Source organism: Ancylobacter dichloromethanicus, from assembly GCF_018390645.1.
In the GTDB taxonomy this organism is placed as follows: Bacteria; Pseudomonadota; Alphaproteobacteria; order Rhizobiales; family Xanthobacteraceae; genus Ancylobacter; species Ancylobacter dichloromethanicus.
The window spans coordinates 157,134-177,762 of record NZ_JAHBGC010000005.1 but is presented as its reverse complement, the minus strand read 5'-3'; the positions used below and the strand labels follow the sequence as shown (position 1 = coordinate 177,762).

Genomic DNA, 20,629 nt, shown 5'->3' with positions numbered 1-20,629 from the left:
GCGTGGGGAACTCCTGCGTCCTTCGAGGTTCGCTTCGCTCTCACCTCAGGTTGACGACGGCGTCATAGGCTCGCTCGTCATGCTGAGGAGCGGGGCGGTAGCACCCCGCGTCTCGAAGCACGCAGGCCTTCGCCCGCTTCCCCTTCGGGGCGTCAGATCTTGCCGTCTTCCTCGAAGATCTCGGTCCAGTCCTTCTCAAGGCCGTCGAGCGCTTCCTTCGCCGTGCCCTTGCCGGCGATGACATAGTCATGCACCCGCTTCTGCATCGCCTGCAGCAGCTCGGCATAGGAGGGCTCGGCCCAGAAATCCTTCACGATAGCCATCGATTCGAGGAAGGCCGGCGCATAGGGCTGGCTGGTCTTGAAGTCGGGGGCGTCGACCACCGCCTTCAGGCAGGAATAGCCGCCGAGCTGCCACCATTTGGCCTGCACGTCCGGCTGGGCGAACCACTTGATGTATTGCAGCGCCGCGTCGCGCTTGTCGGAATAGGACACGACCGAGATGCCCTGCCCGCCGAGCTGGGCGAAGTGGTACTTCTCCGCCGGGTTGGGGAAGAAGCCGATGCGATCGCCGCCGACCTTCTCGTCCTTGTAGAGACCGGGCCAGGTGAAGGCGAAGTTCATCTGCATCGCCACCTGGCCGGATTTGAAGGCGTCGGCCGATTCCACCATGTAGACGTTGGAGGCGCCCGGCGGGGTGCAGCAATCATAAAGGGCCTTGTAGAATTCGAGGCCCTTCACCGCGTCCGGCGAGTTCACATAGCCCTGCATGTCGTAGGGCTTCTTGGGGTTCTCATACATGAAGCCCCAATCGTACAGGACGTTGGTCACGCCCATGGTGATGCCTTCCGAGCCGCGCTCGGTGTAGATCGAGGCGCCATAGACGGTCTTGCCGTCGATCTCGCGCTTCTGGAAGAACTCGGCGATCTGCTTGAGCTGGTCGTAGGTCTTGGGCGCGGCGAGGTCCCAGCCATACTTGGCCTTGAATTCCTTCTGGATTTCCGGGCGCTCGAACCAGTCCTTGCGGTAGGTCCAGCCCACCACGTCGCCCATGGCCGGCAGCGCCCAGTAGTTCGGCGTGTTCTTCGGCCATTCAGAATAGCCGACGACCGTCGCGGGAACGAAGTCATCCATCGAGATGCCTTCCTTGGCGAAAAAGTCGTTCAGCTTCACGTAGTGGCCGTTCTCGGCGGCACCGCCAACCCACTGGCTGTCGCCGATGATGAGGTCGCACAGCTTGCCGCGCGAGTTGAGTTCGTTGAGGAAGCGGTCGGCATAGCTCGTCCACGGGACGAACTCGAACTTCATGTCGATGCCGGTCTTGGTGGTGAAGTCCTTGGACAGTTCGACCAGCGCATTGGCCGGGTCCCAGGCCGCCCAGCACAGCGTGAGCTGTTCGGCCTTCGCCGCCTGCGGCGCGGACATGAACGCACAGACGGCCGTCGCCCCGAGAAGGGGTATCCACTGCTTCAGCATGCTCTCCTCCCAGAGAACGAGGGGCTTTGTGCCCCCTCCATTTGGCTTAAGCCGACACGATCAGCGTCGGATCAATTTAGCTTTATGTTTAGTTATGTCTCATTTGCTCAACATGACAAGAGCAATTCGTTGCTGCAGCGCAGCGGTGCGGGGGAACCGTCCGCGCGACGCCGGCGAACCGCCCGGCCGGCGCGGCAGGGCGCCGGCCGGAAGCCGCAACCGCGCGACCTAGGCGCGGACGGCACGGTATTCGGGCTGGCGGGCCGTTCGGGAAGAGGCGGACATGGGCATGATTGGCATGCCAGGGAAAAGCCACAATTGCTGCATTGCACCTAAATGAAGGTTCGATTCTTTCGCTTTTATGGCTATTGCGGGCCAAAATGGTTTCGTATAGCGTCCATGTGAAGATAAAAACGAAAGCGCTGCTGACATAAAGCAGCGCGCCGGGAGACACGCCTTGAACGCTCGCGCGCTGGACGAGATTTACGACCTTGCGATCATCGGCGGGGGCGTGAATGGCTGTGGCATCGCCCGCGACGCGGCCGGCAGGGGCGTGTCGGTCGTTCTGCTCGAACAGGGCGACTTCGCCGGCGCCACCTCCTCCGCCTCGACCAAGCTGATCCATGGCGGCCTGCGCTATCTCGAACAGTATGAGTTCCGCCTCGTGCGTGAGGCGCTGGCCGAGCGCGAGGTGCTGTGGGCCATCGCCCCGCACATCATCCGCCCGCTGCGCTTCGTGCTGCCGCACCATGCCGGGCTGCGCCCCGCCTGGCTGCTGCGCCTCGGCCTGTTCCTCTATGATCACCTTGGCGGGCGCAAGCGTCTGCCGGCGACCCGCACGCTGGATCTTGCCCGCGACCCCGCCGGGCGGCCGCTGCGTGAGGGCTACCGCCGTGCCTTCGAATATTCCGACTGCTGGGTCGAGGACAGCCGCCTCGTGGTGCTGAACGCGCTCGACGCCGCCGAGCGGGGCGCCGACATCCGACGCGGCACGCGCGTCGTCTCGGCAAGCCGCGAGAACGGGGCCTGGCGTGTCGAATTCGAGCAGGATGGCGCCCGCCGCGTCGTCAATGCCCGCGTGCTGGTCAACGCCGCCGGCCCCTGGGTGCATGAGGTGCTCGCGCATGTGCTGCGGGCCAATTCGCCGGCCAATGTCCGCCTTGTGCAAGGCAGCCACATCGTCGTGCCCCGGCTCTATGAGCACGACCGCGCCTACATCTTCCAGAACGCGGACGGACGCATCATCTTCGCCATCCCCTATGAGCACGACTTCACCCTGATCGGCACCACCGACCGCGATTTCGGCCGCACCCCCACCCGGCCGGTCGCGAGCGAGGAGGAGATCGCCTATCTCTGCGCCGCCGCCAGCGAGTATTTCCGCCAGCCGGTGACGCCTGGCGACGTGGTGTGGACCTATTCCGGCGTGCGCCCGCTCTATGATGACGGCGCCTCCAAGGCGCAGGAAGCCACCCGCGACTACGTGCTCGAACTCGACGATCAGGATGGGCGCGTGCCGGTGCTCTCCGTGTTCGGCGGCAAGATCACCACCTATCGCCGCCTCGCCGAGCACGCGATGCAGAAACTCGCCCCTTATCTGCCCGCCGCCTCCAAGGCCTCGTGGACCGGCACCGCGCCGCTGCCGGGCGGTGACTTCGCCGTCACCGACCAGCCACGCGTGGTCGCCCAGTTGCTGCGCGCCCATCCCTGGCTCGACGAGCATCTCGCCCGCCGCCTTGTCGTCGCCTATGGTACGCGCGCCATGCGCATTCTCGACGGCGCCCGCTCCACGCATGATCTCGGCCGTGTCTTCGGCGCCGACCTGACCGAGGCGGAAGTGCGCTACCTGATGCGCGAGGAATGGGCCCGCACCGCCGAGGACGTGCTGTGGCGGCGCTCCAAGCTCGGCCTGCGCTTCTCGTCCGACGAGACCGCCGCGCTCGACGCCTTCATGGCCGAAAGCGTGTCGCAGCGCGCGGCGCCGGCCTCGCTGCGGGGGATTGCGCAATGACACTGGAACTCGACCACGTCTCGCGCAGCGTGCGCGGCGTCCCCCACATCCGCGATGTCTCGCTTCGTCTTGAGCGTGGGAGTCTGAACGTTCTTCTGGGGGCGACGCTTGCGGGGAAGACGTCTCTGATGCGTCTGATGGCGGGGCTGGACGTGCCGAGCTCCGGCCGGGTGCGGGTGGAGGGGCGGGACGTCACCGGGCTGCCGGTGAAGAAGCGCTCGGTGGCGATGGTGTACCAGCAGTTCATCAACTACCCCTCGCTGACCGTGTATGAGAACATCGCCTCGCCCTTGCGCGTGGCCGGGCTTTCCCGGGCCGAGATCGAGGAGCGGGTGGCCGCGGCGGCGGGGCTACTGAAGCTGGAGCCCTATCTCGGGCGTACCCCGCTGGCGCTGTCGGGCGGCCAGCAGCAGCGCACCGCCATCGCCCGGGCGCTGGTGAAGCGGGCCGATCTGGTGCTGCTCGACGAGCCCCTCGCCAATCTCGACTACAAGCTGCGCGAGGAACTGCGCGAGGAACTGCCGCGCATCTTCGCCTCCACCGGCGCGGTGTTCGTCTACGCCACCACCGAGCCGACCGAGGCGCTGCTGCTGGGCGGGCAGACCGCCGCGCTGCTGGAGGGCGGCGTGACCCAGTTCGGCCCGACCGCCGACATCTATCGCCGGCCGGCCAATCTCGCCACCGCGCGGGTGTTCTCCGATCCGCCGCTCAACACGCTGCGGGTCACCCGGCAGGCCCATACGGTGCTGCTGGAGAACGGCACCGTGCTGCCCGCCCGTGGCGCGCTGGCGCGGGTGCCGGACGGCGCCTGCACGATCGGCGTGCGCGCCCATCATCTGGAGGTGGAGGACATCGCCGCCGCCGAGCGCGCCCCCGGGGGTGACGGTCTCATCCGCCTCGGCGCCACCATCGCCGTGACCGAGGTCACCGGCTCGGAGAGCTTCCTGCACATGGACATGGGCGAGACGCGCCTCACCGCGCTGGTCGGCGGCGTGCGCCGGCTGGAGCCGGGCGCGCCGGTGGAAGTGCTGATCGACCCCCGCCACATCCTGCTGTTCGACGCTGACGGACGCGCCATCGCCCCCGCCCGCGACGCCGCGGCGGCCTGAGGGAGAGCACCATGGCCAGCATCACCCTCGACGGTCTCGCCCATACCTACCGGCCCGACCCGCGCGGCCCGCAGGACTATGCGCTGAAGGAGATCGACCACGTCTGGCGGCAGGGCGGTGCCTATGCGCTGCTCGGCCCTTCCGGCTGCGGCAAGACCACGCTGCTCAACATCATCTCCGGCCTGGTGGTGCCGACGCGCGGGAGAATCCTGTTCGACGGCCGTGACGTGACAAGGCTGCCGACCGAGGCGCGCAACATCGCCCAGGTGTTCCAGTTCCCGGTGGTCTACGACACGATGAGCGTGCGCGAGAACCTCGCCTTCCCGCTGAAGAACCGCCGGATGCCGCGCGAGGCCATCGCCCGCCGCGTCGAGGAGATCGCCAGCCGGCTTGACCTGACGCCGGTACTGGACCGCAAGGCCTCCAACCTCACCGCCGACGCCAAGCAGAAGATCTCGCTCGGGCGCGGGCTGGTGCGCGAGGACGTCGCCGCCATCCTGTTCGACGAGCCGCTCACCGTCATCGACCCGCATCTCAAATGGCAGCTACGCTCCTCGCTGAAGGAACTGCACCGCGCGCTCGACCTCACCATGATCTATGTGACGCATGACCAGACCGAGGCGCTGACTTTCGCCGACACGGTGGTGGTGATGCATGACGGCGCAGTGGTGCAGACCGGCACGCCGGAGGAACTGTTCGAGCGCCCCGCCCATACCTTCGTCGGCCATTTCATCGGCTCGCCCGGCATGAACGTTCTGCCGGCACAGGTCGAGGGCCGCACCGCCCATGTCGGCGATGTCGCCATCGCCCTCGACCGAGCCTACCCCGCCTTGCCGAAGGGCGAGCGGATAGAGCTCGGCGTGCGCCCGGAATTCGCCACCCTGGCCGCGCCCGGCACCGGGCTGCCGGTGACGGTGACGCGGATCGAGGATATCGGGCGCGCCCGCATCGCCCGCATCGAGATAGCTGGCAACCCCGCCGCCGCCATGGTGCCGGAGGAACTGTCGCTCGACGGCGACCGGGCCGGGCTCACCCTCGATCCCCGCCAGGTCCATATCTATGCCGACGGCGTGCTTGTGCCGGGCGTGCCGGCGCCGGGCGAGGCCGCCGGCCGCGAGGGAGCCGCGTGATGGACAAGCCCGTCAACAACCGCGCCTGGCTGCTGGTCGCCCCGGTGTTCCTCATCGTCGCCTTCTCGGCCATCGTGCCGATCATGACGGTGGTGAACTATTCGGTGCAGGACACCTTCGGCAACAACCAATTCTTCTGGAACGGCCTCGGCTGGTTCCAGGAGCTGCTCGATCCCTCCACCGAGCTGGGCGGGCGCTTCCTCGACGCGCTGTGGCGCAATCTGCTGTTCTCGGCCATCATCCTCGCCATCGAGGTGCCGCTCGGCATCCTGGTCGCGCTGTCCATGCCGCGCGAGGGCTGGAAGGTCGCCGCCACGCTGGTGGTGATGGCGCTGCCGCTGCTGATCCCGTGGAACGTGGTGGGCACCATCTGGCAGGTCTTTGCCCGCGCCGATATCGGCCTCGCCGGCTGGGCGATCAACGCGCTCGGCATCGACTACAATTACACGGGCGACCCGCTGGCGGCGTGGATCACCATCGTGGTGATGGATGTCTGGCACTGGACCAGCCTCGTCGCGCTGCTGTGCTATGCCGGGCTGAAGTCGATCCCTGACGCCTATTACCAGGCGGCGCGCATCGACGGCGCCTCGCGCTGGGCGGTCTTCACCACCATCCAGCTGCCGAAGATGAAGCGGGTATTGCTGATCGCCGTGCTGCTGCGCTTCATGGACAGCTTCATGATCTACACCGAGCCCTTCGTGCTCACCGGCGGCGGCCCCGGCAATGCCACCACCTTCCTGTCCATCGACCTGGTGAAGATCGCGCTGGGCCAGTTCGATCTCGGCAAGGCGGCGGCGATGAGCCTGGTCTACAACCTCATCGTGCTCGCCCTGTGCTGGGTGTTCTACACCGTGATGACCAATACCGGCACCGAGCGCCGGCAGGAGGAGAACCCGGCATGAGTGCGCACATGCAACCCTCCTCGCGCGGCGGCACCCTGGTCATGGTGCTGTACCTCGCCTTCCTGATCCTGCCGATCTACTGGCTCGTCAATATGAGCCTGAAGACCAATTTCGAGATCAACACCACGGTTACGCTGTGGCCCAACGACATCACCTTCGAGCACTACATCAAGATATTCACCGATGCGAGCTGGTACTCGGGCTACATCAACTCGCTCACCTATGTGGCGCTGAACACCGTCATCTCGATCACGCTGGCGCTGCCGGCGGCCTACGCCTTCTCGCGCTACAGTTTCGTCGGCGAGAAGCACCTGTTCTTCTGGCTGCTGTCCAACCGCATGGCGCCCCCCGCCGTGTTCGCCCTGCCCTTCTTCAACCTCTATTCCGCGATCGGCCTGTTCGACACCCCCTGGGCGGTGGCGCTGGCGCACTGCCTGTTCAACGTCCCGCTCGCCGTGTGGATTCTCGAAGGCTTCATGTCCGGCGTGCCGCGCGAGATCGACGAGACGGCGGCGATCGACGGCTATTCCTTCCCGCGCTTCTTCATCAAGATCTTCATGCCGCTGATCGCCTCCGGCATCGGCGTCGCCGCCTTCTTCTGCTTCATGTTCTCCTGGGTGGAGCTGCTGCTGGCGCGCACGCTGACCGCCTCCAACGCCAAGCCGATCGCGGTGACGATGACCCGCACCGTCTCCGCCGCCGGCATGGACTGGGGCCTGCTCGCCGCCGCCGGCGTGCTCACCATCATCCCCGGCGCGCTGGTCATCTGGTTCGTGCGCAACTACATCGCCAAGGGCTTCGCCCTCGGGCGGGTGTGAGCGAGGACGCCATGGAAAACGCTCCCTCGCCTTTCTTCGAAAGGCTCGCCGAGAACACCGCCTGGATGGCCTGGACCTGGCCGACCGCGGCGTTCTTCGCCGTCATCGCCAGCCTGCTCGCCACCTTCACCGTGCTCGCCCTGTGGAAGCCCGAGCGCGCCCGCGTCGGCGTGCTGCGCATCCCCACCACGCGCGGGGACCGGCTGTTCATCACCCTGCTGGGCAGCGCCTTCATCAATCTCGCCTGGCTCGCTTTGGTGGGACCCAATCTGGGCTGGGCGCTCGCGCTCTGCCTTGTCTACGCGCTGGCGGTGTTCCGCCTCGTGTGAATTCGCCTAAACGGCACCAAGCCGTGGAATTCTGGGAAGAAACGGGAGGAAAGACCCATGTTGCCGTCAAAGAGCCGAGGCCGGCTTCTGCTGGCCGCCAGCGCCATGGCGCTGATCGCCTTCGCCGCCCCGGGACGGGCCGACGAGGCCGCCGCCAAGAAGTGGATCGACAGTGAATTCCAGCCCTCCACGCTCTCCAAGGAAGAGCAGATGAAGGAGATGGAATGGTTCATCAAGGCCGCCGAACCGTTCAAGGGCATGGAGATCAACGTCGTCTCCGAGACCATCACCACCCATGAATACGAGGCCAAGGTCCTCGCCAAGGCCTTCTCCGAGATCACCGGGATCAAGCTCACCCACGACCTCATCCAGGAAGGCGACGTGGTCGAGAAGATCCAGACCCAGATGCAGTCGGGCAAGAACATCTACGATGCCTGGGTGAACGATTCCGACCTCATCGGCACCCATTTCCGCTACAAGCAGGCGGTGCCGCTGACCGACTGGATGGCCGGCGAGGGCAAGGACGTCACCTCTCCCACCCTCGACCTGCCGGACTTCATCGGCATCTCCTTCACCACCGCCCCGGACGGCAAGGTCTATCAGCTGCCCGACCAGCAGTTCGCCAACCTCTACTGGTTCCGCTACGACTGGTTCACCAATCCGGACATCAAGGCTAAGTTCAAGGCCAAGTACGGCTACGAGCTCGGCGTGCCGCTCAACTGGTCCGCTTATGAGGACATCGCCGACTTCTTCACCAATGACGTGAAGGAGATCGACGGCGTCAAGGTCTATGGCAACATGGACTACGGCAAGAAGGACCCCTCGCTCGGCTGGCGCTTCACCGATGCCTGGCTCTCCATGGCCGGCAATGGCGACCGCGGCCTGCCCAACGGCAAGCCGGTCGACGAATGGGGCATCCGCATGGAAGGCTGCCGCCCCACCGGCTCCACCGTCGAGCGCGGCGGCGACACCAACGGCCCCGCCGCCGTCTACTCCATCGTCAAGTATATCGAGTGGCTGAAGAAGTACACGCCGCCCCAGGCCGCCGGCATGACCTTCTCCGAGGCCGGCCCGGTGCCCGCCCAGGGCAATATCGCCCAGCAGATGTTCTGGTACACCGCCTTCACCGCCGACATGGTGAAGCCCGGCCTGCCGGTGATGAACGCCGACGGCACCCCGAAATGGCGCATGGCCCCGAGCCCCAAGGGCGCCTACTGGAAGGACGGCATGAAGCTCGGCTACCAGGATGTCGGCTCCTGGACTCTGCTCAAATCCACCCCGGTTGAGCGTCGCAAGGCCGCCTGGCTCTACGCCCAGTTCGTCACCTCCAAGACCGTCTCGCTGAAGAAGAGCCATGTCGGCCTCACCTTCATCCGCGAGAGCGACATCTGGGACAAGAGCTTCACCGAGCGCGCGCCCCAGCTCGGCGGCCTGATCGAGTTCTACCGCTCGCCTGCCCGCGTGCAGTGGTCGCCCACCGGCGCCAACGTGCCCGACTACCCCAAGCTGGCCCAGCTCTGGTGGCAGGCCATCGGCGACGCCTCGTCCGGCGCCAAGAGCCCGCAGGACGCGATGACCGCCCTCGCCGAAGCCCAGGAATCGGTCATGGCCCGGCTCGAAAAGGCCGGCGTCCAGGGCGAATGCGGCCCCAAGCTCAACGAGAAGCACCCGATGGAATACTGGGTCAACCTCGCCAAGGAGTCCGGCAACCTGGCGCCGCAGCCCAAGCTCGCCAACGAAAAGCCCCAGGGCGAGACGATCGATTACGACACCCTCATCAACTCCTGGCCCGCTACTCCGCCAAACCAAAACTGAAAACGATGAGATGATCGCCACGCCGGGGCCGCCTCGCGGTCCCGGCACCTCGTCCCGGGCGCCCGCCGTCCGGGACGATCCTTTTCCCGTCATGCCGCCGCCCGGCGGCATCCCCGCCCGACATGGACATCCATCCCGGACAGGCACAAATCCTCGCGGGATGAGGCCTTTCCGCGGAGCGCAACGTGGCCACGCATCTTCTCGCCATCGACCAGGGCACCACTTCCTCGCGCGCCATCCTGTTCCGGCCCGATACCTCGATCGCGGCACAGGCGCAGCAGGAGTTCCCGCAGCACTTTCCCGCCTCCGGCTGGGTCGAGCACGAGGCCGAGGACCTCTGGCAGTCGACGCTCGCCACCTGCCGCACGGTGATGGCGCAGGCCGGGCTCAAGAGCGCCGACATCGCCGCCATCGGCATCACCAACCAGCGCGAGACCACCGTGGTGTGGGACCGCAAGAGCGGTGCCGCCATTCACCGCGCCATCGTCTGGCAGGACCGGCGCACCGCCGACCTGTGCGCGAGGCTGAAGGCGGAAGGCCATGAGCCGCTGGTGAGCGAGCGCACCGGGCTGATCCTCGACCCCTATTTCTCCGGCACCAAGATCGGCTGGATTCTCGACCATGTGCCGGGTGCCCGTGCCCGCGCCGAGCGCGGCGAGCTCGCCTTCGGCACGGTGGATAGCTGGCTGCTGTGGAAGCTGACCGACGGCGCGGTGCACGCCACCGATGCCACCAATGCCGCCCGCACCCTGCTGTTCAACATCCACACCGGCGCCTGGGACGAGGACCTGCTCGCCCTGCTGCGGGTGCCGCGCTCCATGCTGCCGGAGGTGAAGGACTGCGCGGCGGCGTTCGGCACCACGCAGCCGGAACTGTTCGGTGGCGCCATCGCCATTGGCGGCATCGCCGGCGACCAGCAGGCCGCCACCGTCGGCCAGGCCTGCTTCCAGCCCGGCATGATCAAGTCGACCTATGGCACCGGCTGCTTCGCCCTGCTCAATACCGGGCCGACCGCCGTGGTGTCGCAGAACCGGCTTCTCACCACCATCGCCTACCAGTTCGGCGGCAAGAGGACTTACGCGCTGGAAGGCTCGATCTTCGTCGCCGGCGCGGCGGTGCAGTGGCTGCGCGACGGGCTCGGCATCATCAACAACTCGGCCGAGAGCGAGGCGCTGGCGGAAGCTGCCGATCCGGCCCAGCAGGTCTATCTGGTGCCCGCCTTCGTCGGCCTCGGCGCGCCGCACTGGAACCCCGATGTGCGCGGGGCGATGTTCGGCCTCACCCGCAATTCCGGCCCGGCGGAGTTCGCCCTCGCGGCGCTGGAGAGCGTCTGCTACCAGACCGCCGACCTGATCGCGGCGATGAATGCCGACTGGGCGCGCTCGGGCGCCGCCCGCCACGGCACGCCGGTGCTCCGCGTCGATGGCGGCATGGCGGCGTCGAACTTCGCCATGCAGCGGCTCGCCGACCTCATCGCCGCCCCGGTCGACCGCCCGGTGATCCGCGAGACCACGGCGCTGGGCGCCGCCTATCTCGCCGGTCACCAGGCCGGCATCATGCCGGCGCCGGGCCGCTTCGCCGATTCCTGGCGGCTCGACCACCGCTTCGACCCGGTGATGCCGGGAGAGACGCGCGCGACCAAGCTCGCCGGCTGGCGCGACGCGGTGCGCCGCCTCACCCTGCCCTGAGCCCGCCCGGCGCCGTCAGCGCCGGCGCTCCAGCGTGGCGAAGAACAGCACGGTGAGGCCGAGCACGATCAGCAGCAGCACGAAGGCAGCGGCGGCGCCTTCATTGAGGTGCAGGCCGAGAAAGGCCCGGCGATAGGCGAAGAAGCTGAGCACCTCGGTGGAATTGCCCGGCCCGCCCTTGGTGAGGATGTAGGGCAGGTCGTAGGTGCGGAACTCGTTGATGAGCTGGATGATCACCGCGATCGCCGCCACCGGCCTCAGCATCGGCAGGGTGATGTACCAAAACTGCTGCAGCGGCGAGGCGCCATCCACCTCGGCCGCCTCATAGGGGTCGCGCGGCAGCGAGGCGAGGCCGGCGGCGAGGATCAGGATGACGAAGGAGGTCTGCTGCCAGATGTCGATCGCCGCCATGGTCCACAAAGCGATATCGGCATTGCCGAGCCAGTCGACCCGCGGCAGGCCGAGGCTCTCCAGCAACTGGTTGGCGATGCCGAGATTGGGCTGCAGCAGCATGCGCCAGATCAGCGCCACGCTCACCGGCGACATCGCCATGGGAATGGTGAGGATGGCGAAATAGACCGGCTTCAGTGTCACCGCGCGGTTGAGCATCAGCGCGACGCCGAGGCCGAGCACGAATTCACCGGTCACCGTGACGACGGAATATTTGATGGTCAGCCACAGCGCGTCCCAGAACAGCGGGTCGCCCATCACGACGACGAAGTTCTTCGCCCCGGTGAAGGGCTGCAGCATCGGCTTCAAGAGGGTGAGCGACGAGACCGAGATCAGCGCCGCATAGACCAGCGGCAGGCCCATCACGATGGCGAGGGTGACGAGGCCGGGGGCGGCGAAGGCCCAGCCGGTGCGCCAGTCCCGATCCGCCAGTGCCGCAAAGCGCATGCGCGTCGTCCGTTCCGTCCAGAGCAGTGGAGATAAGAGGCCGGCGCGCCAGCCGACGAGGGGGAAGGCTGGCGCGCCGTATGGCCGGAACCTTGCGGGGCTCACGCAGAGTCCCGGCCGATGGGGTTATTTGTTGAGCAGCTGGGTCAGGCCGTCGGCGGCGGACTTCAGCGCTTCCTCGGGCTTGGCCTGCCCGCCGGCGGCGAGCGAGAGCTGGGCGCCCAGCACGTCCTCATACTGCGCGGAATAGGCGAAGATCGGGAACGACTTGCCGGAGGCGACCACATCGAGACCGGTCTTGTAGAAGGGGTACTTCTTCAGCACCGCCGCGTCCTCGAACACGTCCGAGCGCACCGGGGCGTGGCCTTCCATGGCGCGGGCGATGGAGGTCTTCTTGCCCTGCACCCATTCGATGAACTTCCAGGCTGCGGCCTTCGATTCATCCGAGGTGTTCTTCGGGATGCCCCAGCCCCAGCCGCCGCTTTCGCCATGGCCACCGGGCATGACGGACAGCGCCAGCTTGCCGGCCACCTTCGGGCACTTCTCGGCATTGTCGAGCTGCGGCAGCATCCACCAATAGGTGACCATGCTGAACGCCTCGCCGGCGCACATCAGCCGCATGGTGTCGTCCAGCGTCGCCGAGAGGGCGCCCTGCTGCGCGCCGTTCTGCACGTTGTCGGCATAGAGCTTCAGCGCGGTCAGTCCCTCGGGGCTGTCCAGCACCACCTTGGCGTCGGCGTCGAGATAGGCGCCGCCGGCGGAGAACAGGTAGTTGGAGAACTCCATCGCGTTCGGGTCGCCGCGCTGTCCCTGCATGGCGGCGCCGACCACGGGCGTGTTGGCCTTGAAGAAGGCGGAGAGCGCGACATAGTCGGCCAGCGTCGCCGGCAGCGCCAGTTCCTTGCCGGTCTTGGCCTTGTAGTCGGCCTTGATCTTGGGGTCGTTCAAGAGGTCGGTGCGGTAGATCAGGCCCATCGAGTAATTGTACATGGGCAGGATCGGCGTCGCGTCCTTGGTCTGGCCCAGCAGTTCCAGCATGGACGGAATGAACGGCTTCAGGTCGAAGCCGGACTTGGCGATATAGGGATTCAGGTCTTCCAGCCAGCCGGCGGCGGGGAACTCGCCCGCCCACAGGAAGTCGACTTCGAGCAGATTGTAGTAGCTCTCCGGCGAGACCAGCTGGGCTACCAGCTTGTCGTGCATGTCGCCATAGCCGATCTTCTCGAACTCGACCTTGATGCCGGTTTCCTTCTCGAATTCCGGCAGCAGCTTCTCGATGATCTGCGTCTCCGGCACGTCCTCCATCAGGGCGCGCAGGGTGACATTCTGGGCGTGAGCCGGGCCGGCCGCCGCAAGCAGGGTGGCGCCGAGCAGCGCCGCCTTGAGGCTACACTTAAACTGCATCTCGTTCTCCTGTTCCTCTGGAACGGGCTTTGCCCGCCTTGTTGGCGCACGCCCGGGCGGGCGCGGCAGAAAGGGCCGTCATTTCACGCTGCCGAAGGTCAGCCCCTGGACGATGAAGCGCTGGATGAAGCGCGAGGCGATCACCAGCGGCAGCACCGCCAGCACGACGCCGGCCGAGACCTTGGCGATCTGCACGCCGTTGGAGGTCTGGAGCGAGGCCAGCGCCACCGGCACGGTCGCGGTCTGTGGACCGCTCAGCACCAGCGCGAACAGGAACTCGTTCCAGGTGAGGATGAAGCCAAGCACGCCGGCAGCGGCGATGCCGGGCAGCGAGACCGGCAGCACGATGCGCCAGAACGCGCCCCAGGCGGTCGCCCCGTCGGTCTGAGCGGCCCATTCGAGATCGACCGGGATGCCCTCGAAGAAACCCATCAGTATCCAGATCAGGAAGGGCAGGTTCACCGCCGCATAGACGATGATCAGGCCGGTCAGCGAATTGGTGAGGCCGACGGTGCGCAGCAGCGCGAAGGCCGGCAGCACGATGGCCACGGGGGGCAGCATCTGCGTCGCCAGCACGGCGAAACGCCCGGCGCGGCCGCTGGTCTTGAAGCGGGCGAAGGCATAGCCGGTCATCGCCGCGAAGGGCAGCGCCACCACCACCGAGCCGAAGGCGACGATCAGGCTGTTGAGATAGGACTGGCCGTAGCGGGTGGTGGTGAACAGGGCGACGTAATTGTCCAGCGTCGCGGCCGGCATCAGCTCCGGCGAATAGGACAGGTGCTCGGGCAGCAGGCTGGTGCGGATGACCCAGAGCAGGGGCGCAAGGATGACGGCGCAGGCGAACAGAAGCCCCAGATGAAGTGCGATGCGCCGCATGCCGCCCCCTCCTCAGTTGGTCACGAGGCGGAGGCTGGGACGGGGGAAGGCCCGCGTCGTCTCCGGATCGAACAGGTGCATGGGGCGAGGGTCGAGATAGAGCGGCACGCGCGCGCCCACCGGCGCGGTGAAATGGCGCGACAGCCGTGCGGAGAGTTCCAGCGGCTTGCCCGCAGTTCCTCCGGTGCCGATCTGGCCGACCAGAATGTTCTCCACCCCCAGCGATTCCATCGCCACCACCGTGACCTCAATGCGGGAAAATCCCGGCTGCGGCGCCTCGTGCAGGTCTTCCGGGCGCAGGCCGAAGATCACCTCGCGCCCGGCCAGCCCCGCGTAGGCGGCGCGGTGCATGTCCGGCACCTCGACGGTGAAGCCATCACCGCTCACCACCAGCCCGTCGCCCTGCCCGGTGAGCCGGGCGGGAAGGAGGTTCATCGGCGGGGTGGCGAGGAAGCGGGCGACGAAGGTGTCGACCGGATCGGCATAGACCTCCAGCGGCTTGCCGACCTGGATCATGCGGCCCTCGCGCATGATGCAGATGCGGTCGCCCATGGTCATCGCCTCGACCTGGTCATGGGTGACATGGACGATGGTGCGCCCCAGCCGGCGGTGCAGCTTCACGAGTTCGAGCCGCATCTCCGCCCGCAGTTGCGCATCGAGATTGGACAGCGGCTCGTCGAGCAGGAAGGCAACCGGATCGCGCACGATGGCGCGCCCCAGCGCGACGCGCTGGCGCTGGCCGCCGGAGAGCGCCGCAGGCTTGCGGTCGAGATAGGGGGTGAGGCCGAGCAGGCCCGCCGCGTCGCGGATCTTCTCCTCGATGACGGAGCGGGCGACGCCGCGCATCTTGAGGCCGAAGCCCATATTGTCGCGCACGCTCATATGCGGATAGAGCGCGTAGGACTGGAACACGACAGCGATGTTGCGGTCGCGCGGGGCGACATTGTTCACGCTGCGCCCGCCGATGCGCAGATCGCCCGAGGTGATACCCTCAAGCCCGGCGATCATCCGCAGCGTGGTCGACTTGCCGCAGCCCGACGGGCCGAGGAAGATCACGAACTCGCCCTCTCCAATGGACAGGTCCACGTCACGCACGCCATAGGCGCCGTTGGCGTAGAGCTTGGAGACATGATCGAGCTCGATCGACGACATCAGCGATCCTCTGCCCGGGACGGGAAGACACGAGTGCGTGGCACGGCCCGGAGGGGCCAACCCACGGCGCCCCACCGGCAATGCGCGAAGTGTAAGCGCACAAAATCAAACATCGCAAGTTTTAATTCCAGGGAAAATCATCCGCGATCCGAACTCATTCGCACACGCTCGAAAGCTCAGGTCGTGTAGACGCCGCCGGTGACGTTGACGCCCTGCCCGGTCATGAACCGCGCCTGCTCGGAAGCGAGGAAGACGACCACATCCGCCACATCCTCCGGCACTTCGAGCCGGCCGAGCGGGGTCTGGGCGATGTAGTCCTCGATCACTTGCCCGGGGGTCACGCCGCGCAGGCTCGCCTCCCATTCCACCTCGCGCGACTGCATGCCGGTGGCCACGAAGCCGGGGCAGACGGCGTTGACGCGGATGCCCTTGCCGGCCAGTTCGCGCGCCAGCGCCTGGGTCCAGCCGAGCACGGCGAATTTCGACGCCGAGTAATGCGCCAGCAGCGGCGCGCCGACCTTGGCGGCGAGCGAGGCAGTGTTGACGATGCAGCCCTTGCCCTGCGCCACGAAGTGCCGGGCGGCGATCTGGTTGGTCAGGAACACGCCTCGGGTGTTGACGTCGAAATTGAAGTCCCACTCCTCGTCGGTCAGTTCCAGCGCCGGGCGCATGGTGGAGACACCGGCATTGGCGACCAGCAGGTCGCAGCCGCCGAGCTGCTCCAGAACCCGGGCAAACGCCGCCTCGACCGAGGCGCGCTGACGCACGTCGATCTCGACGGCAACGGCACCGCCGCCAAGCTCTGCCGCCGCCGCTTCCGCCGCGGCGAGATTGATGTCGCCGAGCGCCACCCGCACACCCTGCCGGGCCAGCGCCACGGCGATCGCCCGCCCGATGCCGGTCGCCGCCCCAGTGACGAAGGCCAGCCGGCCCTTCAGCTCGTGATAGGCAGGCACGGGCGCAGTGGTCGGGATCAGGCCAGAACGAGGGCTCATGAGCGGCTCCTTGTGTTCGTCGCCAGACTATCCGAACATGATCACACATCAAGTGTATTCTTATGTTTGATCTTGTGCGATTGATCGGGTAAACAGAATTGGCTGACCGGCCGCGAATCCGTTCCCCTGCAACGGACCGCGATCAGGCAGGGTGGAGCGATGGCCGAAGAATTGTCCCTTCCAGAAAACCCCGTTGCCGAGCCGCCTTCCGGCGAGGACCGCCAGCGCCTGCTCTCGCATGAGCGCCATGCCCGCATCCTCGACCAACTTGCAGTGTCCGGCTCGATCGGCGTCGCCGCCATTGCCGCCGCGCTCGGCGTCTCCGACATGACCATCCGCCGCGATCTCCTGGAGCTGGAGCGCGAGGGCCGACTGGTGCGGGTGCATGGCGGGGCGATGCTCGCCGAGGCGCCCGCGAGCGTCGCCATGGACAGCGAGGAGCCGCGCTTCGACGCCCGCCTGCGCCGCGGCAGCGAAGCCAAGGCGGCCATCGCCGCCTGCGCCGCCGGCCTCGTTTCGAGCTATCGCACCGCCGCCATCGATGTCGGCACCACCACCTATCTGATGGCCGGGCATCTGCGCGAGGCCGACCATCTCAAGGTCTTCACCAACAGCCTGCGCGTCTCCACCCGCCTCGATGGCGGCGCGCCGGAAGTCTATGTCGCCGGCGGCCGGGTGCGGCCCGAAGAGATGTCCGTGTGGGGCCCCACCGCCATCGCCCAGTTCGAGAAGCTGTGGTTCGACGTCGCGGTGCTTGGCACCTCCGGCATCACCGCCGAGGGCTTCTTTGACTATTCCTTCGAGGACACCGACATGAAGCGCGTCTATCTGCGCCGGTCGGGCTTCCGCATCCTGTTGTGCGACAGCGCCAAGTTCCAGCGCATGTCGCTGGTCCAGGTCGGCACGCTGGCCGACATCAACCTGCTTATCACCGACGCCGAGCCGCCCTCGCGCATCGCCGCCGCGCTCGCCGCGGCGCGTGTCGAGGTCCGTATCGCGCCGCCTGCCGCCGGACATTGAGGCGCCCCGCGCCCCGTCTCTCAAGGAGTAGTTGGAATGGTTTTCGAGTGTTTCGGCGACAAGAAGAAGGTCGTCATCGCCATGGCCCATATCGGTGCCCTGCCCGGCGCGCCGCTCTATGACGCCGATGGCGGGCTCGACAAGCTGATCGAGGGCGTGCTCGCGGATGTCGAGAAGCTGCAGGCCGGCGGCGTCGACGCCATCATGTTCGGCAACGAGAACGACCGCCCTTACGTCTTCAAGGGTTCGCCCGCCTCCATCGCCGCCATGTCCGCCATCGTGCAGGCGGTGAAGCCGCATCTCAAGGTGCCGTTCGGCGTCAACTATCTCTGGGACCCGGTGGCCACCGTCGCCATCGGCGCCGTCACCGGCGCCTCCTTCGTGCGCGAGATCTTCACCGGCCTGTTCGCCTCCGACATGGGTCTGTGGGAGCCGAACTGCGCCGAGGCGGCCCGGCTGCGCCACGACCTGAAGCGCGACGACATGAAGATGCTCTTCAACATCAATGCCGAATTCGCCCACTCGCTCGACCAGCGCCCGATCGAGCTCCGGGCCAAGAGCGCGGTGTTCTCCTCCATCGCCGACGCGATCCTGGTCTCCGGGCCGATCACCGGCCAGCCGGCCGACCAGTCGCACCTCAAGAAGGTGGCGGAGACGGTGAAGGACGTGCCGATCTTCGCCAATACCGGCGTCAATATCGACAACATCCGCGACATCTTCTCGGTCGCCTCCGGCGTCGTCATCGGCACCCATTTCAAGGTCGACGGCAACACCTGGAACGCGGTGGAACAGGCGCGGGTGTCGCGCTTCATGGATGTGGTTAACGCCATCCGCTGACCGCCCGTCGCCCGTCCCTTTCTCCCTCCCGGTTGCTTCATGAGCTGCGTCCTCGGCCTCGATATCGGCACGACCTCGACCATCGGCCTGCTGCTTCGGCTGCCGGGCGAGATTCTCGGCGTGGCGTCGCGGCCGGTCACGCTGAGCTCGCGGCATGCCGGCTGGGCCGAGGAGGACCCCGGCGAGTGGTGGGCCAATGTTGGCGCCATTGCCCGCGAACTGATCGACCAGGCTGGCATCGACCCCGCCGAGATCGCCGCCGTCGGCGTCACCGGCATGCTGCCGGCGGTGGTGCTGCTGGATTCCGAGGGACGCCTGCTTCGCCCCTCGATCCAGCAGAGCGACGGGCGCTGCGGTGCGGAGGTGGCGGAGCTGCGGGCCGAGCGCAATGAGGCCGCCTTCATCGCCAGGGCCGGCAACGGCATCAACCAGCAGCTCGTCACCGCCAAGCTGCGCTGGATCGCCCGCCATGAGCCTGATGTGTTCGCGAACATCGCCACCGTGTTCGGCTCCTATGACTATGTGAACTGGCGCCTCACCGGCGAGCGGGCGGTGGAGCAGAACTGGGCGCTGGAAGCCGGCTTCGTCGACGTCTCCCGCGATGCGATCGACGACGACCTCGTCGCCTGGGCGCACATTCCCCGCAGCGCTATCCCGCGCAAGACCGCCTCGCATGAGGTGATGGGCCGCGTCTCCCCGGAGGGCGCGGCGCAGACCGGGCTCGCCGCCGGCACGCCGGTCATCGGCGGCGCGGCGGACATGATCGCCTCCGCGCTCGGTGCGGGGGTGACCCAGCGCGGCGACATCCTGCTGAAATTCGGCGGTGCCATCGACATTCTGGTCGCCACCGACCAGGTGAAGCCGGACCCGCGGCTCTATCTCGACTACCACCTCATTCCCGGCCTCTACATGCCCAATGGCTGCATGGCGACCGGCGGCTCGGGGCTCAACTGGTTCGCGCGCAATTTTGCCGGCGGCGAGGCAGCGGTGGCCGAGCAGGCGGGCCTCACCCTGCACCAGCATCTCGACCGGCTTGCCGACGCCCGCCCGGCCGGCGCCGACCGACTGACCGTGCTGCCCTATTTCCTCGGCGAGAAAACGCCGATCCACGACCCGGCCGCGCGCGGGGTGATCGACGGGCTCACCCTCTCGCACGATGTCGGTCATGTCTGGCGGGCGCTTCTGGAAGGCTACGCCTATGCCTGCGCCCACCATGTCGAGGTGCTGCACGACATGGGCCATGATGCCGGCCGCGTGTTGGTTTCCGATGGCGGCTCCAATTCGCGGGTGTGGATGCAGATCGTCGCCGACGTGCTGCAGCAGCCGCTGCACCGGCTGAAGGGTCATCCCGGCTCCTCGCTCGGCGCCGCCTGGACGGCGGCCGTCGGCATCGGCGCGGCGCAATGGACCGGCATCTCCCGTTTCGTGCAGCAGGACGAGACGCTGGTGCCGAACCCGGCCCACGCCGGCACCTATGCGACGGGCTATGCCCGCTACCGCGATCTCTACCGCCGCCTCGAAGGCCGGCCCTCATGAGCCGCCCGGCGCTGAAAGCGGTCGCCTGGGACATTGACGGCACGCTGATCGACAGCGAGCCGCTGCACCACCGCGCCCTCGTGGCCGCCTGCCGGGCGCTCGGCGCCGACATCGCCGACCTGCCCGACCAGGCGTTTCGCGGCATCCATATGGGCGATGTGTGGAAGCAGGTCTCGCCCCGCCTGCCGGCGGAGATCGTCGAGGCGGAATGGGCGGCACGCATCGACGCGCATTACGTCGACAACCGCGACAGCCTGGTCGCCCTGCCCGGCGCGGTCGCCACCATCCGCGCGCTGGCCAAGCTCGGCGTGGCGCAGGCCTGCGTCTCCAATTCCAGCCGCTCGGTGGTGGACGCCAACATCGCCGCGCTCGGCATCGCGGATGCCATCGCCTTCTCGCTCAGCCTCGACGACGTGGCGCGTGGCAAGCCGGACCCCGAGCCCTATCGTCGCGCCTGCGAACGGCTCGGCCTGCCGCCGGAAACCGTCGTGGCGGTGGAGGACAGCCGGTCCGGCGCACTCTCCGCCCGCGCCGCCGGGCTGTTCGTGGTCGGCTATACACCGAGCGGCGGCGGCTTCGAGCGGGTCGACCTCGAGATCGACCGGCTGGAGAACCTGCTGCCGCTGTTTTCCTGACCG

Annotated in this window: 18 protein-coding genes; 12 read left to right on the top strand and 6 right to left on the bottom strand. The window is 67.3% G+C overall.

Going from position 1 to position 20,629, the window contains the following annotated elements:
* Positions 1 to 152 precede the first annotated feature (152 nt).
* Positions 153 to 1,475 carry an ABC transporter substrate-binding protein gene (locus tag KHC23_RS03310; RefSeq protein ID WP_213369504.1) on the bottom strand — a complete coding sequence of 441 codons (1,323 nt, stop codon included), beginning with the start codon at positions 1,473 to 1,475 and terminating at the stop codon, positions 153 to 155.
* Positions 1,476 to 1,932: 457 nt separating this feature from the next.
* On the opposite strand from KHC23_RS03310, the gene glpD reads away from it, so the two are divergent.
* The 8 genes from glpD to glpK all read left to right on the top strand — a co-directional run bounded on the left by glpD (position 1,933) and on the right by glpK (position 11,274).
* On the top strand, positions 1,933 to 3,483 hold the full coding sequence (gene glpD, locus KHC23_RS03305) for a glycerol-3-phosphate dehydrogenase (RefSeq protein WP_246544109.1): 1,551 nt from the start codon (positions 1,933 to 1,935) through the stop codon (positions 3,481 to 3,483).
* Positions 3,480 to 4,592, top strand: coding sequence for an ABC transporter ATP-binding protein (locus tag KHC23_RS03300; RefSeq protein ID WP_213369502.1), 1,113 nt, complete (start codon positions 3,480 to 3,482; stop codon positions 4,590 to 4,592). Before glpD ends, KHC23_RS03300 begins: the two co-directional genes overlap by 4 nt.
* A gap of 11 nt (positions 4,593 to 4,603) precedes the next feature.
* Positions 4,604 to 5,722, top strand: a complete 1,119-nt coding sequence (locus KHC23_RS03295) for an ABC transporter ATP-binding protein (RefSeq protein WP_213369500.1) — start codon at positions 4,604 to 4,606, stop codon at positions 5,720 to 5,722.
* The gene (locus KHC23_RS03290; RefSeq protein ID WP_213369498.1) at positions 5,722 to 6,624 is read left to right on the top strand and encodes a carbohydrate ABC transporter permease; all 903 of its coding nucleotides are present in this window, start codon (positions 5,722 to 5,724) and stop codon (positions 6,622 to 6,624) included. The genes KHC23_RS03295 and KHC23_RS03290 overlap by 1 nt, the downstream gene beginning before the upstream one ends.
* Positions 6,621 to 7,442, top strand: a complete 822-nt coding sequence (locus KHC23_RS03285; RefSeq protein ID WP_213369496.1) for a carbohydrate ABC transporter permease — start codon at positions 6,621 to 6,623, stop codon at positions 7,440 to 7,442. The genes KHC23_RS03290 and KHC23_RS03285 overlap by 4 nt, the downstream gene beginning before the upstream one ends.
* Before the next feature lie 11 nt (positions 7,443 to 7,453).
* On the top strand, positions 7,454 to 7,771 hold the full coding sequence (locus KHC23_RS03280) for a DUF2160 domain-containing protein (RefSeq protein WP_213369494.1): 318 nt from the start codon (positions 7,454 to 7,456) through the stop codon (positions 7,769 to 7,771).
* Positions 7,772 to 7,828: 57 nt separating this feature from the next.
* Positions 7,829 to 9,586: an ABC transporter substrate-binding protein gene (locus KHC23_RS03275; RefSeq protein WP_213369492.1), complete on the top strand. Its 1,758-nt coding sequence runs from the start codon at positions 7,829 to 7,831 to the stop codon at positions 9,584 to 9,586.
* Between the two features lie 185 nt (positions 9,587 to 9,771).
* On the top strand, positions 9,772 to 11,274 hold the full coding sequence (gene glpK, locus KHC23_RS03270; RefSeq protein WP_213369490.1) for a glycerol kinase GlpK: 1,503 nt from the start codon (positions 9,772 to 9,774) through the stop codon (positions 11,272 to 11,274).
* 15 nt (positions 11,275 to 11,289) lie between these two features.
* Here glpK and KHC23_RS03265 read toward each other — a convergent pair whose 3' ends face one another.
* The 5 genes from KHC23_RS03265 to KHC23_RS03245 all read right to left on the bottom strand — a co-directional run bounded on the left by KHC23_RS03265 (position 11,290) and on the right by KHC23_RS03245 (position 16,598).
* Positions 11,290 to 12,171 (bottom strand): carbohydrate ABC transporter permease, encoded by an 882-nt coding sequence (locus KHC23_RS03265; RefSeq protein WP_213369484.1) that lies wholly within the window; start codon positions 12,169 to 12,171, stop codon positions 11,290 to 11,292.
* A gap of 126 nt (positions 12,172 to 12,297) precedes the next feature.
* Complete coding sequence (locus tag KHC23_RS03260) at positions 12,298 to 13,575, bottom strand: extracellular solute-binding protein (protein ID WP_213369482.1); 1,278 nt, start codon at positions 13,573 to 13,575, stop codon at positions 12,298 to 12,300.
* A gap of 78 nt (positions 13,576 to 13,653) precedes the next feature.
* A complete protein-coding gene (locus KHC23_RS03255) occupies positions 13,654 to 14,451 on the bottom strand; it encodes a carbohydrate ABC transporter permease (RefSeq protein ID WP_213369475.1) in 798 nt (265 codons plus the stop codon).
* A gap of 12 nt (positions 14,452 to 14,463) precedes the next feature.
* A complete protein-coding gene (locus tag KHC23_RS03250) occupies positions 14,464 to 15,603 on the bottom strand; it encodes an ABC transporter ATP-binding protein (RefSeq protein WP_213369474.1) in 1,140 nt (379 codons plus the stop codon).
* Between the two features lie 176 nt (positions 15,604 to 15,779).
* Positions 15,780 to 16,598 (bottom strand): SDR family NAD(P)-dependent oxidoreductase, encoded by an 819-nt coding sequence (locus KHC23_RS03245; protein ID WP_213369472.1) that lies wholly within the window; start codon positions 16,596 to 16,598, stop codon positions 15,780 to 15,782.
* A gap of 159 nt (positions 16,599 to 16,757) precedes the next feature.
* Between KHC23_RS03245 and KHC23_RS03240 the strand changes: the two genes are divergently transcribed.
* Genes KHC23_RS03240 through KHC23_RS03225 form a run of 4 tightly spaced genes read left to right on the top strand, consistent with a single transcriptional unit; the run spans position 16,758 to position 20,626 of the window.
* Entirely contained in the window at positions 16,758 to 17,618 is an 861-nt protein-coding gene (locus KHC23_RS03240; protein ID WP_213369470.1) for a DeoR/GlpR family DNA-binding transcription regulator, read from the top strand.
* Between the two features lie 36 nt (positions 17,619 to 17,654).
* Positions 17,655 to 18,455, top strand: a complete 801-nt coding sequence (locus KHC23_RS03235; protein ID WP_213369468.1) for a BtpA/SgcQ family protein — start codon at positions 17,655 to 17,657, stop codon at positions 18,453 to 18,455.
* Between the two features lie 39 nt (positions 18,456 to 18,494).
* Positions 18,495 to 19,991: an FGGY-family carbohydrate kinase gene (locus KHC23_RS03230; RefSeq protein ID WP_213369460.1), complete on the top strand. Its 1,497-nt coding sequence runs from the start codon at positions 18,495 to 18,497 to the stop codon at positions 19,989 to 19,991.
* On the top strand, positions 19,988 to 20,626 hold the full coding sequence (locus KHC23_RS03225; RefSeq protein WP_213369458.1) for an HAD family hydrolase: 639 nt from the start codon (positions 19,988 to 19,990) through the stop codon (positions 20,624 to 20,626). The genes KHC23_RS03230 and KHC23_RS03225 overlap by 4 nt, the downstream gene beginning before the upstream one ends.
* The last annotated feature ends 3 nt before the right edge of the window (positions 20,627 to 20,629 follow it).

What these genes read in the sequence shown, in the direction of transcription:
- KHC23_RS03310 (WP_213369504.1), bottom strand. Translation starts at nt 1,475, where the DNA reads ATGCTGAAGCAGTGGATACCCCTTCTCGGGGCGACGGCCGTCTGTGCG.
- KHC23_RS03300 (WP_213369502.1), top strand. Translation starts at nt 3,480, where the DNA reads ATGACACTGGAACTCGACCACGTCTCGCGCAGCGTGCGCGGCGTCCCC.
- KHC23_RS03295 (WP_213369500.1), top strand. Translation starts at nt 4,604, where the DNA reads ATGGCCAGCATCACCCTCGACGGTCTCGCCCATACCTACCGGCCCGAC.
- KHC23_RS03290 (WP_213369498.1), top strand. Translation starts at nt 5,722, where the DNA reads ATGGACAAGCCCGTCAACAACCGCGCCTGGCTGCTGGTCGCCCCGGTG.
- KHC23_RS03285 (WP_213369496.1), top strand. Translation starts at nt 6,621, where the DNA reads ATGAGTGCGCACATGCAACCCTCCTCGCGCGGCGGCACCCTGGTCATG.
- KHC23_RS03280 (WP_213369494.1), top strand. Translation starts at nt 7,454, where the DNA reads ATGGAAAACGCTCCCTCGCCTTTCTTCGAAAGGCTCGCCGAGAACACC.
- KHC23_RS03275 (WP_213369492.1), top strand. Translation starts at nt 7,829, where the DNA reads ATGTTGCCGTCAAAGAGCCGAGGCCGGCTTCTGCTGGCCGCCAGCGCC.
- KHC23_RS03265 (WP_213369484.1), bottom strand. Translation starts at nt 12,171, where the DNA reads ATGCGCTTTGCGGCACTGGCGGATCGGGACTGGCGCACCGGCTGGGCC.
- KHC23_RS03260 (WP_213369482.1), bottom strand. Translation starts at nt 13,575, where the DNA reads ATGCAGTTTAAGTGTAGCCTCAAGGCGGCGCTGCTCGGCGCCACCCTG.
- KHC23_RS03255 (WP_213369475.1), bottom strand. Translation starts at nt 14,451, where the DNA reads ATGCGGCGCATCGCACTTCATCTGGGGCTTCTGTTCGCCTGCGCCGTC.
- KHC23_RS03250 (WP_213369474.1), bottom strand. Translation starts at nt 15,603, where the DNA reads ATGTCGTCGATCGAGCTCGATCATGTCTCCAAGCTCTACGCCAACGGC.
- KHC23_RS03245 (WP_213369472.1), bottom strand. Translation starts at nt 16,598, where the DNA reads ATGAGCCCTCGTTCTGGCCTGATCCCGACCACTGCGCCCGTGCCTGCC.
- KHC23_RS03240 (WP_213369470.1), top strand. Translation starts at nt 16,758, where the DNA reads ATGGCCGAAGAATTGTCCCTTCCAGAAAACCCCGTTGCCGAGCCGCCT.
- KHC23_RS03235 (WP_213369468.1), top strand. Translation starts at nt 17,655, where the DNA reads ATGGTTTTCGAGTGTTTCGGCGACAAGAAGAAGGTCGTCATCGCCATG.
- KHC23_RS03230 (WP_213369460.1), top strand. Translation starts at nt 18,495, where the DNA reads ATGAGCTGCGTCCTCGGCCTCGATATCGGCACGACCTCGACCATCGGC.
- KHC23_RS03225 (WP_213369458.1), top strand. Translation starts at nt 19,988, where the DNA reads ATGAGCCGCCCGGCGCTGAAAGCGGTCGCCTGGGACATTGACGGCACG.